This window comes from Erwinia sp. 198 (assembly GCF_003937915.1).
GTDB lineage: Bacteria > Pseudomonadota > Gammaproteobacteria > Enterobacterales > Enterobacteriaceae > Erwinia > Erwinia aeris.
In genome coordinates this window covers 12,020-27,305 of sequence record NZ_RHUM01000019.1, presented here as the reverse complement: position 1 = coordinate 27,305, position 15,286 = coordinate 12,020, and the positions used below count along the sequence as shown (strand labels likewise).

Genomic DNA, 15,286 nt, shown 5'->3' with positions numbered 1-15,286 from the left:
CAGCATACGCGCAAATCTTTGGTGAGATATTTTTTGGACAGAAATGCACCAGGATAGAAAGGATGGCAAACTTTAAGCAAATAAATACTTAATGTCCTGTATTTAATACAATGGTTTGCAGCCTTAGGGTAAGCTTTTCCTGTTTGCCTCTCAGAGGCTAAATAAAGTTATGGCCTTTTGGCCGGGATCCTGACATGAACTCATGTCAAATCGTGAAGCGATTTACCCAAAGGAGACCCGATCCTGAACTCATCAAATGTTATTTCAAGTCCCTCTCTTTCCGGGGTGCAGCCCATCACGCCTATAAAGCGTTTTTTTGTATCTGGCCAGCGACAAAGTCTCAGCAGCGGCCATTTTTTACCATCTGTCGAATACTGGATCCTTAAGGCCTCGTTTTCCAGCGTAGCGCGCATCCAGAAAGTTTGCGGATCGCCGGGAAAAAGACCGGTTGACCAGTCAGAGGTTTTACGCGTAACCACGCATCCTACAGATGACCGATCGTCATTAAATTCAATCCCGGCTTTAACCCAGTGGTGTTCGTCATCCTGCAGAAAAATACCTGCCTGGTCATACAAATGGCAGAAATCCGCCATGATTTTTACCTGAAGGGTAAAGTCGTTCTCTACGTAAAATCCGTACGCATGTCCGCTATGCCGCTGAAAACCGTAATAGGTTTGACGCCAGAAATCCGTGTTGAGCGCGGTAGTTAACTGTAGTTTTCCATTTTCCAGTGAGTAGTTATCGGGTTCATTGATCCAGATGCCTCCGGCTGCTTCCAGGGTATCAATAGCAGTCATACGTTTTCTCCATTTTATGTGTATCAGGTCTAACATTTTGACTGTCTGTTCATTTGATAAAGCAGGACATAATCTTTTGGTAACAAGTTCTTAGTTAAAGCGGATTATGGTATAGAGTCTTTAAAAGCAGAGTTCGGTTCTCCATGCGCTGCTAAAGAGTAAAGTAAATGTTCTCAGCGTAGCTGATTATTGTGGGATGAATACTCTTAATGCCCACATTGTCTCTTTCTTTGGAAGCAGTAGCATCAGATGTATTAATGCCGCAACCAACATAAATGCTAATCAGGTTTGCGGATGCGCGGTAGCCGTCACTTGAGCCGCTGCCAATCGCTATGGCTTTGTTTTCCTCTGTTATCAACAGGCCAGATCCAATCAATCGATCCTGAATAGATCCTTCCAAGATCCCTAACAGATCCCCGTAGTCGCTCAGCCCTTATCTGACCTGCCCTGGAAGGGGGATACTATCCACTGTAATGAGCATAACAACCACTGTAATAAGTTAAATAACCGCTGTAATGAGTAAAGTATCCACGCTGGCCAGCAGTTAAAAACCACTATGGTGAGTATCCCGCCAATTTGCCTGTAGATAACAGATGATTAAGAAATCGGCGCTGCAGCTTTGTCTGGAGCAGGTTTGCTGAACCTTTCACATAGCTTTTAACTCATAGCTATCCACAGGTTCCTGAAAATAAGATTTATTTATCCACGGGTCCGATCCAATAACAGATCATATAAAGAACCAGAAAGACCCATAAAGATCCCCGTGCTTCGCAAGGCCCGCTGTATCTGGCCTGAGAAGGGATCTTTAACCACTGTGGTAAGTAAAACAACTACTGTAGAGAGTAATAAATCCACTACAGCAAGTAGCCTGACCACTACAGTGAGTGTTAGTATCCACTGTAACCAGTAACGGCGAATATCGCTTGTTCATATCACGGGTTTGCAAAATGCCGAAAAAAGAACAAGAAATCAGTCAGATAGATGCAGCTTTTTGTGAAACGGACAAGAAGACGGGAGAGGTTATCAACCTAACTCCTAACAGTAACAATACCGTTCAGCCGGTGGCGCTGATGCGGCTTGGTCTGTTTGTACCCACGCTTAAATCGACAGCGCGGGGCAGGAAAAACCAGATGTCAACCATGGATGTCACTGACGAGCTGAAACAGCTGTCGATCGTTAAATCTGAAGGGTATGAAAATATCAGGATAACCGGGGCCCGGCTTGATATGGATAACGATTTCAAAACTTGGGTCGGCATTATCCATGCCTTTGCCAAATATAAGGTGCTGGGAGACAGCGTAACGCTACCGTTCGTCGATTTCGCCAAACTGTGCGGCATTCCTTCTGTACGCTCCTCAGCGAAGCTGAGGAGCCGTCTGGATGCTTCCCTGACCCGTATTGCGACTAATACTATTCAGTTCAGCAACAAAGAAGGGGAGTATTACGTCACGCATCTGGTGCAGTCAGCCAAATACAGCACTAAAACCGACAGCGTTACTCTCCAGGCCGATCCCAAGATTTTTGAGCTTTACCAGTTTGATAAAAAGGTGCTTCTTCAGCTCAGAGCCATCAACGAGTTGTCCCGTAAAGAGTCTGCACAGGCCCTTTACACATTTATCGAAAGCCTGCCGCCTTCACCTGCGCCCATATCCATGGCCCGCCTGCGCGCTCGCCTGAACCTCACTTCGCGTACCATCACGCAAAACGCGACCGTCCGTAAAGCGATGGAGCAGCTGAGGGAGATAGGTTACCTGGACTACACAGAGATTAAGCGAGGCAAAATCGTCTATTTCATCATCCACTATCGGCGACCAAAGCTAAGGCCAGCAGAAATCCCGCTCAGCCTGCCCGATTTGCCTGAGGACGAGATTGAGGAAACCACGCCACAGGGCGAAATGGTTATGCTTTCGCGAGAAGAGCTGGAACTGTTAGAAAAGATCCGCAGCGGTAAAAAGCCGTAACCACTATTGAGAGTAAAAGTGCCAGCAACCACTGTGGTGAGCGCTAGTTTGCTCCTGTAAGTAACCGTTATGTCGGATAAGCAACCACTGTAATGAGATCCAACTCTCATTACAGTGGTTGCCCAGCCAGCGCTAAGCAAGTCAGGCTCAAACACCTTCCTTCCTGACTTTACCAAAACATGGCTATAGCCAGACCCGCTGTACGCCTCGCTATCAAAGGTCGCGCTCACCAGAGTGGATACATTGTTACCGCCGTTTTACTCACTATAGTGGTTATTACTTCCCATAGTGGTTTATTACTTTGCGCAGTGGTCAAAAGTTTACGCCTTTTTACTCGCTCCAGTGGTTAAGCGGAAACTGCATGGCAGACACCAGAAAGAGCGTTTTCTTTATTCCGAGAGCGGCGGTTCGTCACCTACGAAATGATATTGATTTCTTACCTCGCTCGGGAGGGACTGCTGTCGGGAGCTCGCTGACTACAGTCATCTTCGTGCGCACAGCGCGGCAGGACAGCAGGAGTTCTTCCGTTTATCAATCCCTGTTCTGCAATTAACCAGCTATTTTTCAGCAGCCTGCCATACTCAGTTAACGAAAATTCGTGCGTTTATCATTTTTTATTTATCAAACGGCTGCGATGCAGCGGTTTATGAGGGGCAGTTATGTTGCAGGAAAAAGTAGCGGTAGTTACAGGTGGGACTTCTGGCGTAGGACGCGCCAGCGCACAGGCCTTTGCTGAAGCAGGCTATGCGGTAGCGGTGATTGGCCGTAGTGAGCAAAGCGTAAAAGAGACTATTGAAGAGTTAAAACTGTTTGGTGTACAGGCATCGGGCGCGGCAGTAGATGTATCAGACGGCGGCGCGCTGTTGGCGGCCGGTCGTAAAATCGAAGCCGAGCTTGGCCCGATCAACGTCTGGGTTAACGCAGCCATGCTGACCGTGCTGGCACCCGTTACGCAAATTACTGATGAAGAATTCCAGCGCGTCACCGATGTAACCTATCTGGGCTGCGTTCATGGCACGCGTGCCGCGCTAACGCTGATGGGAGAACGTGATGAGGGGATCATCGTACAGGTTGGCTCAGCGCTCGCTTATCGTTCGGTTCCGCTGCAGTCCGCTTACTGTGCGGCCAAAGCTGCAATCAGGGGCTTTACGGATTCACTGCGCAGCGAGCTGTTGCATAACAACAGTTCGATTCGGCTGACTATGGTGCATCTGCCGGGCGTTAATACTCCTCAGTTTGACTGGTCGCGTAACAAAATGGGTAACACCGTTCAGCCTATGCCGCCTATTTTCCAGCCGGAGGTCGCCGCCAGAGCCATTCTTAAAGCCGCGCGCCATGCGCCTCGCGAAGTGTGGGTCGGGCGTTCCACTTTCCAGTCCATCGTGGGCAATATGCTGTTTCCGGGCCTGCTGGATCGTATGATGGCAAAACAGGGCTGGAGCGGCCAGATTACCGAGGAGCCGGAGGTGGCTGACCGGCCGGATAACCTGCATCAGTCCGTAGAAGGACTGCACCGCAGTCACGGCCGTTTTGATGAAAAAGCGGAGCAGCGTGCGCTTAATCTGAACGTCAATAACCCCGGGTTGGCCATTCTGGGCGTTGCTGCCGTCGCCTGGCTGGGATTACGCAGCCTGCGGCGCCGTTAAAGCCTCTGTCTGCTTCCCTGCAGCGGATGCATATACGCAATTTTTGAGTAACCGGCGCGCACGGAGCGCCGGTTACAGCGAAAACTACTGCGTAAAGGCCTCGCGGAAGGCCTCCAGCGCCGCTACCGGGTCATCCGATGCCCAGCCCTCCAGCGCGACCGTGCCGTGATAGTCGATATCCCGAAGCGCTTGCGCCACCGCCTTGTAATTGATCTCACCGGTGCCGGGTTCTTTACGGCCCGGCACGTCAGCCACCTGAATCTCACCGATATATTTCTGGCTTTTACGGATCAGCTCGATCAGGTTGCCTTCGCCGATCTGTGCGTGATACAGGTCGAGATTCATTTTCAGCGCGGGGCTGTTAACGGCGCTGACCAGCGCCAGCGTATCGGCTGCCAGCGCAAACGGCGTTCCCGGATGATCTACGGGCAGGTTGAGGTTTTCCAGCGTAAATATTCGTCCGGCGCGTTCGCCCAGTCGCGCCAGCTGACGTAAGGTTTCCGCCGCCTTAAGCCACATTGCACCGGTCACCACCTCGACCGGTTTTACCGGTAATCCTTTATCATCCAGGCCGGTTCCGTGAAGGTTTAAAGCAGGGCAGCGTAGCCGCTCTGCAATCGCCAGCGAGGCTTCAGCGCTTTGCAGCAGCTGCCGGATATCATCGTCATCGATCAGATTACCGCTGAGATAGCCTGTCATGGAGGTAAAGCGCGCGCCGGTGGCGGCCAGCGCATCGATGTCTTTACCGGCCCATCCCCAGATTTCAACACCAAACCCCAGCGCATGAATACGCTTTACCCGCTCCACAAACGGCAGATCAAGAAAGACCATTTCGGCGCAAACGGAAAGCTGATAGCTGCTCATGAGCGTGCGTCCAGTTTGACGGGCTGACATTGTTTAACTGATTCAATGCAGGCCAGTGCAATTTCGAGCGCGTTACGCGCATCTTCGCCCGTAGCGCGTGGCGTTTCGCCGGTGCGGATACAGCGCGCAAATTCGGCCATCTCCTCCACATAGGCTTCACGCAGCAGCTCTGAATCCATGCGGGAAGTTTCAATAACAATGCCGCCTTCGTGATAGCGTACGCAGTTGGTAGCGCTGATATTGCCCGCCTGCAGCATGCCTTTGCTGCCAAAGACTTCACCGCGTACGTCATAGCCATAGACCGCCTGGAAGTTAGCTTCAGCCGTCGCGATGGCGCCATTGTCAAAGCGGATAGTCACGACTGAGGTATCCAGCAGGCCTTTGTCTTTGAAATCCGGACGCACCAGCGCGTCGGCCAATGCGTAAACCTCCACCGGTTTTGCACCGGGGTTAAAATGCAGCAGCGTATCGAAATCATGAATAAGCGTTTCAAGAAAAATGGTCCACTGCGGGATTGGGGCCGGATCGCGCAAGGCCGGGTCGCGAGTGACCGAACGGCTTAACTGAGTAGTGCCGTTCACGCCCGATTTCACCGCCGCAATCGCAGCGGCAAAGCCGCCGTCAAAACGACGGTTAAAGCCGACCTGCAATATCACACCGGCCTGGTTGACCGCCGCGATTGCGCGGTCCGCTTCCTCAAGGGTAACCGCCATCGGCTTCTCGCAAAAAACGTGTTTTCCCGCGGTGGCGGCCGCTATGACCCATTCAGCATGAGTGCGCGCGGGAGCGGCAATAGCAATAGCGTCAATGTCCGGGTCCTGCAGCAGCGCATGAAGATCGCTGTAGGCTTTAGCCACGCCGAGCTTTTGCGCCAGCTTTTCCGCCGCGCCGGGCTGCGGATCGGCTATGGCCGCCAGCGTCGCGCCCGGCACGCGCCAGGCAAGGTTTTCAGCATGGAAACTGCCCATCCTTCCTGCACCGATAAGACCCACGCGTACAGTTTTTATCATCACAGCACTCCTTATTATTTAGTGTTTGCCCAGTCGGGCAGGGAAGATTGTTCAACGGGCCGCGTCGCCCTGGCAGCGAAGCGGCGGGATTTGGAAAGCATCAGCGGTTCGATATGTTCAAGAGAGACGCCACGCGTTTCCGGCAGGAAGCGCTGAACGAACCAGAACGCCACCAGGCATCCCACCGTGCACAGCATCAGCGGAAAAGCGCCGTGGAAATGCGTCATCAACAGGGCGCTGCGGTTCATCATGGGGAAGCTTTGCGTGACGATGAAATTCGCGACATACATGGAAGAGAAGGCGAAACCCATCGCCACGGCGCGCATGCGATTAGGGAAAATCTCTGAAATCAGCAGCCATGCGCCAAGGCTCCACGACAGCCCGAAAATCAAAACGAAGGCCACCAGCCCGATCACCGGCAGCATGCCGTCAATCTGCGCGATAAACGCCCATGAGGTGAACATCAGGCACAGCGCGCATCCTATTGCACCCCAGCGCAGCAGCGGCTTCCGGCCAAAACGGTCAATGGTGCTCAGACAAACGGCCACGCCCGCCAGCAGCGCCACGCCCAGAAAAATGCTCTGGAACAGCGAATCCTGGGTGCTGCCGGTAATGTTCTGTAGCAGGGACGGCGCGTAATAAAGCAGGATATTGATACCGGAAACCTGCTGCAAAATGGCGATCGCGCAGCCTGTCAGCAAAATGTAACGTGCACGCGGGTCGCGCAGGATGCCGCGCTGGCTGGCCTGAGCAGATGAGTCCTGAGAAGAAGCCAGAATTTCCGTGAGTAAACGTTCGGCGTGTTGCGCGTTGGACAGGCGGGTCAGTACCTGGCGAGCGCGATCCGTTTTACCTTTCAGCGCCAGCCAGCGGGGAGATTCCGGCATCAACGGCACCAGCAGCAGGAACAGCGCGCAGGGCACCACGCCGGAAGCCAGCATCCAGCGCCAGCCCTCGCTGACGATCCAGGCATGCGGCATACCGCGCGCAATCAGATAGTTAACGATATACACCGTGACCTGGCCGCCAACCATCAGCATTTGCTGCAGGCCAAGCATACGGCCGCGCCAGTCCTTGGGGGAGATTTCCGCGATATAGAGAGGGGTAATCGCTGACGCCATTCCTACCGCCAGCCCGCCAATTAATCGATAGACCACAAAACCCGTCAGCGAATGGGCGAGGGCGGATCCCACGGCGGAAATAACAAAGAGTACAGCGGTGATAATCAACGTGGACTTGCGCCCGATACGGTCTGAAATGTATCCCACGCCCCATGCGCCCGCCACGCATCCCAGAATGACGTTTGAAACGGCCCAGCCGCTTTCCCACGGAGAAAGGTTGAGATGTTCAGTCAAGGGCTCAATCACGCCGGAGATCACCGAAGCGTCATAGCCAAGGATCACGCCGCTGAGTGAAGCAACGGAGCAGATGAACAGAATCAACCGGATATTATGTTTACGCATCACAACCCCTTTCCTTTTAACGCCTTCAACATGTCTGAAAGAGGTATTGCAAAGGGGATGCCAATCGGTAAGGGGCCTGTAATGTGAAGTACCACACAGTTATAGATCACAAACTGGAAACAAAATTTACATGTCAACTTAACATGTAAATAAAATGGACATTCCAGACCTGAAAGGATGTGTAGATGAAAAACCTGAGTCGGCTACCTTTTAAAGACGAGAGCGATCCTATCTTCAGCCTGCCGGACAGCACGGAAGTCACGGAGTGGGACAGCCTGCTGTGGCAAGGCTGGCACAGCTTTACGGGCGGCAAACAGCCGGGCTGGATGCGGCAAAGCATTTTGCATTCCTGGCAGCGTTCTCAGGCGCTAAACATCGATCCGGAAACGTTCAGCTATATTTCCCCATCACCAGAGGAACTGGCCGCTATCCTGGAACAAAATGCAGAGATGATCCAGGTTGCGCGCAGCATTATGAAAAACCTGCTGGCCTATAATCCGGACGGCCATATCAACCTCACGGATGCTGACGGGGTAACCTTGTATTATTGCGGTGCCGATCTGACGCCCGTTGGCAGTATTTTGCGTGAGGAGGTGCTGGGCACCAACTGTACTGCGCGCTGCCTGATCGAACAGCGGCTGGTATACGTATTAAGCGGTGAAAACTGGAAGCTGGATCTGCGTAGAAGGCATCGGCAGTGCGCCGCCGCGCCGGTGCGCGATAAGAACGGCAAGCTGGCTGGGGTACTGACGCTTACCGCCACGCCGGATAACTTCAACACGCACACGCTGGGTACCGTTCAGGCGGCGGCGGAAACGATAGGCCAGCAGCTGCAGCTGCATCATTTGCTCGCCGAGCAGCAATCTATCCTGGAAACGCTGAATGAAGGGGTGATCGTCTGCGACCGCCACGGCATCATCAAAACGCTTAATCGCTATGCCCGCCAGATTTTTTGCGGCCTCGATCCGGAAGCGGGATCCATTGATGCGCTGCTGCGTCCGCAGGACGTCTCGCTGCTCAGCCTGCCTTTCTGTAACGATCGCGAGCTGCTTTTTATGCCCGGCGGCAGAGAGCCTGTCTCCTGCCTGGTTTCGCTGATGCCCGCACCCGACGGCGGGCGCGTATTGTCTCTGCGTGAAAACCAGCGTATCCGCGCCATTACCCGGCGGGTGATGGGCGTGAGCGCCAGCTATACGTTCGATATGATCCGCGGCTATTCGCAGCCGCTGCAGCAGGCTATTCAGCAGGCAAGAGCCAGTAGCCGAACCGACAGCACCGTGCTGTTGACGGGCGAAAGCGGCACGGGTAAGGAGCTGTTTGCCCAGGCGATCCATAATGCCAGCCCGCGCCAGCAGGAGTCTTTCGTGGCGCTGAACTGCGGCGCGCTGCCGCGGGATCTGGTGCAGAGCGAGCTGTTTGGCTACGTCGATGGCGCGTTTACCGGTTCGCGGCGCGGAGGATCGGCCGGAAAATTTGAGCTTGCCGACGGCGGAACGCTATTTCTCGACGAAATTGGCGAAATGCCGCTGGAAGCACAAACCAGCCTGCTTCGGGTGATCCAGGAAAGCGAAGTGGTGCGTATTGGCGCCGCGCATCCTCTTAAGGTCAACGTCCGTATTATTGCCGCCACCCACTGTAATTTGTCCGATGCCGTGGAGAAAGGGGCTTTCCGCCGCGATTTATACTATCGCCTCAATGTTGTTTCCCTCACTATTCCCCCGCTACGCGAGCGGCGTGAAGACATTCCGGGCCTGGTAAATACTTTCATTCAGGCGCTTTGTAACCGGCTGAAGCGCATCGCACCGGCTGTTTCAGCGCAGGCGATGGCCTGTTTACAGGCCTGGCAATGGCCCGGCAACGTGCGCGAGCTGGAAAACCTGGTCGAACGGATGGTGAACTTATGCGAGGGTATGGAAATCAGCCAGCAGGATCTGCCCGAGGAGATGCGACTGGAAGATCCTGTTGCTTTGCCTGCGTCCGGACAGGCTTCGCTGCATGAAAAAGAGCGCCAGCACGTGCTCGAGGTATTGAGTGCAAATAAGGGAAATATGCGTCAGTCGGCCCGGCTTCTGGGGATTTCACGCACCGCGCTTTACAATAAATTAAATCAGTGGCAGGTGGATCTCATTGCTTTGCGCAAAACCATGCGCAGCCTGGAGCAGGCTGGTGAAACATAACGGCAGGGAGGCCGGGCCAGCCGCACAGTGCGTAAAACGTCCAGTACCGGAAAAACACTAAGCGGGCCCGATGTGCGTTAAAATGGTGACCAGACTATATTACGGCCACATTTTGTTAACGGGAGCTCCCTGAGCGAAGCTAAAAAATGACTGAACAAAAACGTCCTGCCGCCACGCGCGGCCCGTCCGATCACACCTTTCGTGACCAGATTGTCAATGCCGCCATGGAGTACTTCAGCCATTACGGCTTTGAGAAAACCACCGTGGCCGATCTGGCACGCTCAGTAGGCTTCTCCAAGGCGTATATCTATAAGTTCTTTAGTTCAAAACAGGAGATAGGTGAAGTCATCTGCGCCAGCTGCCTTACGCAGATAACTCAACGTCTGAGCGTCGCGCTGGAAGAGGCACCTTCAGCCACCGAGAAAATGCGGTGCCTTTTTCAGACGCTCACGGTGGCGGGGAGCGAGCTGTTTTTCCGGGAACGCCGCCTTTTTGATATCGCCGCGGCGGCTTCGCGTGAGCGCTGGTCGTCGGCAGAGCGGTATGAAGCCTGGCTGCGCGAAACCATCGTTGCCATTCTGCGCGAAGGACGTGCGGCGGGAGAGTTTGAGCGTAAAACGCCGCTGGACGAAACGGCTGCCGCTGTTTATCTGGTGCTCAGGCCCTACGCCGATCCGGTGCAGCTGCAGGCCACCCTTGATACGGCCAAAGAAGATGCCAGCCGTTTGGCTGCGCTGCTGCTGAGAAGCCTTGCGCCTTAATTAACTATTTTTTGGTCATGGCCGATCATATGTCGGTTTTGATTGAGCTTAACGTGGTCTGGCCCCGAACGCGCCATCTTATTCCGAAAGCACGCCTTATCGTGGACGAACTGCTGAAAAAGCCGCTGAGAGTTATTTCAGCGAACTCAGGTGGCGTTTTTGTCAACATTCAGTTGATTTCACGCCTGTTTATCAACTTTCGGCGGCCGTCCCGCAGCCAGGTACACAGGCCGATTGAGCTGCGCAATTATAACTTTATGTCGGCAGCTCAGGGGGCAGCCTGCTTATAAGACCAGGTAAAGGGGTTTGAGGGCCAATGGAAACAAAACGTACGTTAAGGAGATAATTCATTGTTTAAATTGAAATTTTATGGCCTCAGTTCTCCCCCGGAATAGCCTCAGTGGCATGAGTCGGACAATATACTCGTCATCCGGCTTTTCTCCTGTCGTCAGAAAGTGTGAAAGCGGATCGTGCGTGACTCAGTCAGGTTTTCTGCTTCCCTTATCATCGACTCTGGGGCAGTGGTTATTGCGCCGCAGTAATCCATTTCGCGGCGCAAACAGAAATGCCAGCAGGAACAGGGCAGCCTGCACCAGCACGATGGTTGCTCCCGTTTCACCGTTCAGCCAGAAGCTGACGAACGTCCCCACGACTGTAGCGATAACGGCTGATAATACTGAAACCAGGAGCATAGGATAAATACGCCGGGTGAGTAAGAATCCGATGCATCCCGGCGCTATCAGCATGGCGACAACGAGCACGCTGCCGGTCACCTGCAGCGCCGTCACGGCCGTGGCCGCAACCATCACCAGTAAAATCAGTTCAAGCCGGGCCGGCGAACGTCCGATGACGCTGGCCTGACAGGGGTCGAAACAGAAGAGGATCAGGTCTTTACGCATAATCAGCACCGTCAGAAGCGTCAGCGTCCCAATGATGACAGTCTGGATGAGAACGCTGGTTTCAATTCCCAGCAGATTCCCGAACAGGATATGCATAAAATGCACATTACCCGGTGTCGCCACCAGTAGAATTATCCCCACGCCGAGAAATCCCGTAAAGGAAATCCCCAGAAGGGCATCCGGTTTGACCGTGGTGAGATTTCGCACTGCACCTGCAATCATTACGCAGGCCACGCCGCTGACAATCGCACCCAGGGCCATCGGTACACCGATGATATAGGCGAAGATAACCCCGGGGAGAATAGCGTGAGATATGGCATCGCCAATCAGTGCCCAGCCTTTCAGCACAATAAAGCAGGAGAGTACCGCACACACTGAACAGACGAAGACGCCGGTAGCCATCGCCTTCAGCATAAAATCGTACCGCAGCGGCTGGAGTAGCGATTCCAGTATTACTTCGAAACTCATTGGCCGGCCTCCCTGTTGAGCGCCTTACGGCGGCGGGTTGGCAGGATGCCCTTTGCCGGCGCGAAGAGTAGAGCCAGAATAAACATCGCGGTCTGCAGTACGACGATGGCTCCTCCGGTTGAGCCGTCCAGGAAATAACTGGCAAAGGCCCCCCCGGTACACGCCAGTGCGGCAAGCAGAGGCGCAATGAATAACATCCGGGAGAACTTCTGCGTCAGAAGCTGCGCGGTTGCTCCGGGTGTAATCAGCATGGCTACCACCAGTAAGGCACCCACCGCCTGCAGCGCCGCAACCGCAGCAAGAGACAGCAGTATCAGCAGCAGCAGGTGCAGCGCGCTGACGTTAAGACCGATGGCTCGCGCGTGACTCGGGTCAAAACAGTAAACCAGCAGGTCTTTCCATTTCACCGCAAACGTGATGATGCAGATGACACCAATAATTGCCACCTGTACCAGATCGGCCGTCGAGATACCCAGCAGATTACCGAAGAGAATGGTCTGGATGCGGATGTTGGTGGGGAATACAGAAATAATAAATAACCCTGCCGCAAAAAAGGCGGTAAAGACGACGCCAATCACGGCATCATTCTTCAGCACGGTATTTCGCTCTATCAGTCCTATCCCCAGCACCCCCAGCAGGCCAGCCACAAACGCGCCAAGGGCAAAAGGGCCGCCTGCCAGCGCAGCAACCGCCACACCCGGCACAACAGAATGCGAAAGCGCATCACCCAGCAGCGACCATCCTTTTAGCGTCACAAAGCAGGATAAAAGGCCGCACAGTGCGCCAACCGCTGCGCCACCAAACATCGCTTTTATCATGAATATGTAGCTGAAAGGTTGTGCAAGCAGAGACAGGAGAGAGTCGTTCAGCATGATGAAACACCTTCTCTGCCGGACGGTCTGCCATCCTGCCCCCCGGAAGGCGTCAGGCCGACCGGAAGCTGATTGATCGCACCGCCAAAGGTTTTGCCGAGGTTATCCGGAGTATAAACGTCCCTCACCGGGCCGGAGGCAATCAGGGTGACGTTGATCATCATTACCTCATCACAGTAGCCTGGCACGCTTGCCAGATTATGGGTTGAGACAATAATGATATGTCCCTCATCCCTCAGCTCCCGCAGAATATCAATAATGGCGTGTTCGGTCCTCACATCAACCCCGGTGAATGGCTCATCAAGCAGCATAATCTTGCTGTGCTGTGCCAGCGCGCGCGCCAGAAATACACGTTTGCGCTGCCCACCGGACAGCTCACCAATCTGACGGTCAGCAAAGGGTTCCATGCCAACACGCTTCAGGCTGTCGGAAACGATCGCCTTATCCCTTTCAGAAGGGATACGTAAGATGCCCATGCGCCCCTGACGCCCCATCATCACGACATCATGCACTGACACAGGAAAAGTCCAGTCCACTTCTTCGGTCTGTGGGACATATGCGATAATGTTCTGCTTCTGCGCCCATCTGACGGGGCGATGGCAGACCTCAACTTTACCGGATGTAGGTGAAACGAACCCCATAATCGCCCTGAACAGCGTCGATTTTCCGGCCCCGTTCATGCCGATTAGCCCACAAATCGTGGGCTTGCTGAGTTCAAAGCTGACATCTGAGAGTCCGATATTGCCGCCCCGGTAAGAAACACTCAGGTCCGCTATGCTGACAGCCGGAGAGAGAGAATGACGATCGGTATAATCATTAATTGCCGACATTGAATGCCTTCAGAATGGTTTTAGCGTTGTAGTCAAGGAGCTTAATGTAGGTGGGAGCCGGGCCTTCATCAGTGGTCAGGCTGTCAACGAACAGCGTTCCGCCAAATTTCGCGCCTGTTTCAGACGCCACCTGCTTCATGGCTTTATCGTTCACCGTACTTTCACAGAATACGGCGGGCACATGGTTTTTACGGACCCGATCGATGACGCGGCGCACCTGCTGCGGCGTGCCTTCTTCGTCAGCGTTGACGCCCCACAGGTAAAGTTCATTAAGGTGATAGTTGCGCGTCAGGTAGGAAAATGCACCTTCGCAGGAAACCAGCGTGCGCTCATTTTCCGGAATTTTTGCGAGCATGGTGGAAATTGGCGCATTCAGGGCTTCAAGTTTTTTCGTGTACTCTGCCGCGTTGCGGTCATAGGCGTCAGCATTCTCCGGATCAACCTTACCCAGCGCTTTTCGGATGTTCTCAACGTATATCACCGCATTTGCGGGTGACATCCAGGAGTGCGGATTTGGTGAGCCTGAATATGGTCCATCCTTGATAATTATCGGTTCAATGCCCGTTGAAACGACGACACTCGGTACATTGTGAACGCCCTGGAAAAATTTATCGAACCAGCGTTCCAGACCGAAGCCGTTACGCAGAACCAGATCGGCTGACTGCGCTTTCACAATGTCCAGCGGCGTAGGCTGATAGTCATGTATTTCCGCGCCGGGTTTGGTGATGGACTCCACAATGGCTTTATCCCCCGCCACATTCTGTGCAATATCCTGCAGAATGGTGAATGTGGTCAGGATCCTTTTAGGTTTTGCATCCTGTGCCACAGCCGGGATGGCTATCAGTACGGACGTGACCACGGCCACAGAGGCAATTATAAAACGTCTGGTTTTATTGAGCATTTACATTTCCTCGGTTGATCAAAAAGAAAACAAAATTAGCCAGTGCTATCTGTTATAGCACTGGCTATGTTAAATGAGAATCATAGTCATTCAATTTCTTCCTGATGAATGCTCCTGATGCGACCTTTGTTCTGTGCGGGTGACGAGTAATGTCATCATGACGAGCAGTAATTTCAGGTCACTGCATCGCATATTCATATGCATATATATGATTTAAATGGAAAATATAATAAAGGAGGGAAGCTATAAGCCGATATCAGCATGGGATGTTTCGAAGTCGTTTTTTCAGCCGAAAACAGGTAGCCCTTGAAATACCCGTTTTTTCTGTCACCACCTGCAGGGATTGTCCCTGCCGGCTCAGGTCTAGCGCTGAAAAAGTGGCGTGATGCGCCTTTCTTCCGAACCGCACGCCGGAGGCCATCGCTATCGCCCGCCCGTCATTGGTCCGTTCAAGAATGCGTTCCCGCTCAGCCTCTGCTACGGCGGCCAGAGTCTGGATCACCATTTTCCCCATTGTGCCTTCCGTGCTGAGGCCATTTTCCAGGAAACGAATGGCAATCCCCTTTTTATAGCAGGCATCCACGATATGGATCGCGTCAGCGGTGTTGCGGCCGAGTCGGTCCATTCACCTGCTGGC

13 protein-coding genes are annotated in these 15,286 nt (G+C 53.5%); 4 read left to right on the top strand and 9 right to left on the bottom strand.

From position 1 onward, the window contains the following. Positions 1 to 200: 200 nt before the first annotated feature. Positions 201 to 797, bottom strand: a complete 597-nt coding sequence (locus EGK14_RS20270) for a DUF1349 domain-containing protein (RefSeq protein WP_125290892.1) — start codon at positions 795 to 797, stop codon at positions 201 to 203. A gap of 947 nt (positions 798 to 1,744) precedes the next feature. Between EGK14_RS20270 and EGK14_RS20265 the strand changes: the two genes are divergently transcribed. Together EGK14_RS20265 and EGK14_RS20260 are read left to right on the top strand one after the other, a co-directional pair. After that, entirely contained in the window at positions 1,745 to 2,758 is a 1,014-nt protein-coding gene (locus EGK14_RS20265; RefSeq protein ID WP_125290891.1) for a RepB family plasmid replication initiator protein, read from the top strand. Between the two features lie 659 nt (positions 2,759 to 3,417). Next, the gene (locus EGK14_RS20260; protein WP_125290890.1) at positions 3,418 to 4,404 is read left to right on the top strand and encodes an SDR family oxidoreductase; all 987 of its coding nucleotides are present in this window, start codon (positions 3,418 to 3,420) and stop codon (positions 4,402 to 4,404) included. A gap of 84 nt (positions 4,405 to 4,488) precedes the next feature. Here the strand turns inward: EGK14_RS20260 and EGK14_RS20255 are convergent, their stop codons facing one another. From EGK14_RS20255 to EGK14_RS20245, 3 genes are read right to left on the bottom strand one after another with little or no spacing between them, the layout of a single operon-like run. Continuing rightward, the gene (locus tag EGK14_RS20255) at positions 4,489 to 5,268 is read right to left on the bottom strand and encodes a TIM barrel protein (RefSeq protein ID WP_125290889.1); all 780 of its coding nucleotides are present in this window, start codon (positions 5,266 to 5,268) and stop codon (positions 4,489 to 4,491) included. Next, a complete protein-coding gene (locus EGK14_RS20250; protein ID WP_125290888.1) occupies positions 5,265 to 6,278 on the bottom strand; it encodes a Gfo/Idh/MocA family oxidoreductase in 1,014 nt (337 codons plus the stop codon). Before EGK14_RS20250 ends, EGK14_RS20255 begins: the two co-directional genes overlap by 4 nt. A 14-nt stretch (positions 6,279 to 6,292) precedes the next feature. Beyond that, positions 6,293 to 7,741, bottom strand: a complete 1,449-nt coding sequence (locus tag EGK14_RS20245) for a sugar porter family MFS transporter (protein ID WP_125290887.1) — start codon at positions 7,739 to 7,741, stop codon at positions 6,293 to 6,295. Positions 7,742 to 7,926: 185 nt separating this feature from the next. On the opposite strand from EGK14_RS20245, the gene EGK14_RS20240 reads away from it, so the two are divergent. Both EGK14_RS20240 and EGK14_RS20235 read left to right on the top strand, forming a co-directional pair. After that, the gene (locus EGK14_RS20240; RefSeq protein ID WP_125290886.1) at positions 7,927 to 9,918 is read left to right on the top strand and encodes a sigma-54-dependent Fis family transcriptional regulator; all 1,992 of its coding nucleotides are present in this window, start codon (positions 7,927 to 7,929) and stop codon (positions 9,916 to 9,918) included. Between the two features lie 146 nt (positions 9,919 to 10,064). After that, positions 10,065 to 10,679, top strand: coding sequence for a TetR/AcrR family transcriptional regulator (locus tag EGK14_RS20235; protein WP_125290885.1), 615 nt, complete (start codon positions 10,065 to 10,067; stop codon positions 10,677 to 10,679). A gap of 479 nt (positions 10,680 to 11,158) precedes the next feature. Here the strand turns inward: EGK14_RS20235 and EGK14_RS20225 are convergent, their stop codons facing one another. The 5 genes from EGK14_RS20225 to EGK14_RS20205 form a co-directional block, all read right to left on the bottom strand. Then, positions 11,159 to 12,046, bottom strand: a complete 888-nt coding sequence (locus EGK14_RS20225) for a metal ABC transporter permease (protein WP_125290884.1) — start codon at positions 12,044 to 12,046, stop codon at positions 11,159 to 11,161. After that, the gene (locus EGK14_RS20220) at positions 12,043 to 12,900 is read right to left on the bottom strand and encodes a metal ABC transporter permease (RefSeq protein ID WP_148101259.1); all 858 of its coding nucleotides are present in this window, start codon (positions 12,898 to 12,900) and stop codon (positions 12,043 to 12,045) included. Before EGK14_RS20220 ends, EGK14_RS20225 begins: the two co-directional genes overlap by 4 nt. A gap of 11 nt (positions 12,901 to 12,911) precedes the next feature. After that, entirely contained in the window at positions 12,912 to 13,694 is a 783-nt protein-coding gene (locus EGK14_RS20215; protein ID WP_304984970.1) for a metal ABC transporter ATP-binding protein, read from the bottom strand. A gap of 40 nt (positions 13,695 to 13,734) precedes the next feature. Beyond that, positions 13,735 to 14,649, bottom strand: a complete 915-nt coding sequence (locus EGK14_RS20210; RefSeq protein WP_125290881.1) for a metal ABC transporter substrate-binding protein — start codon at positions 14,647 to 14,649, stop codon at positions 13,735 to 13,737. 256 nt (positions 14,650 to 14,905) lie between these two features. Next, the gene (locus EGK14_RS20205; protein ID WP_233598550.1) at positions 14,906 to 15,274 is read right to left on the bottom strand and encodes a recombinase family protein; all 369 of its coding nucleotides are present in this window, start codon (positions 15,272 to 15,274) and stop codon (positions 14,906 to 14,908) included. Between the last annotated feature and the right edge of the window lie 12 nt (positions 15,275 to 15,286).

Bases quoted from the DNA above. Each gene is read 5' to 3' on its own strand.
- EGK14_RS20225 (WP_125290884.1), bottom strand. From the start codon at position 12,046: ATGAGTTTCGAAGTAATACTGGAATCGCTACTCCAGCCGCTGCGGTAC.
- EGK14_RS20235 (WP_125290885.1), top strand. From the start codon at position 10,065: ATGACTGAACAAAAACGTCCTGCCGCCACGCGCGGCCCGTCCGATCAC.
- EGK14_RS20205 (WP_233598550.1), bottom strand. From the start codon at position 15,274: ATGGACCGACTCGGCCGCAACACCGCTGACGCGATCCATATCGTGGAT.
- EGK14_RS20210 (WP_125290881.1), bottom strand. From the start codon at position 14,649: ATGCTCAATAAAACCAGACGTTTTATAATTGCCTCTGTGGCCGTGGTC.
- EGK14_RS20250 (WP_125290888.1), bottom strand. From the start codon at position 6,278: ATGATAAAAACTGTACGCGTGGGTCTTATCGGTGCAGGAAGGATGGGC.
- EGK14_RS20240 (WP_125290886.1), top strand. From the start codon at position 7,927: ATGAAAAACCTGAGTCGGCTACCTTTTAAAGACGAGAGCGATCCTATC.
- EGK14_RS20245 (WP_125290887.1), bottom strand. From the start codon at position 7,741: ATGCGTAAACATAATATCCGGTTGATTCTGTTCATCTGCTCCGTTGCT.
- EGK14_RS20270 (WP_125290892.1), bottom strand. From the start codon at position 797: ATGACTGCTATTGATACCCTGGAAGCAGCCGGAGGCATCTGGATCAAT.
- EGK14_RS20260 (WP_125290890.1), top strand. From the start codon at position 3,418: ATGTTGCAGGAAAAAGTAGCGGTAGTTACAGGTGGGACTTCTGGCGTA.
- EGK14_RS20265 (WP_125290891.1), top strand. From the start codon at position 1,745: ATGCCGAAAAAAGAACAAGAAATCAGTCAGATAGATGCAGCTTTTTGT.
- EGK14_RS20255 (WP_125290889.1), bottom strand. From the start codon at position 5,268: ATGAGCAGCTATCAGCTTTCCGTTTGCGCCGAAATGGTCTTTCTTGAT.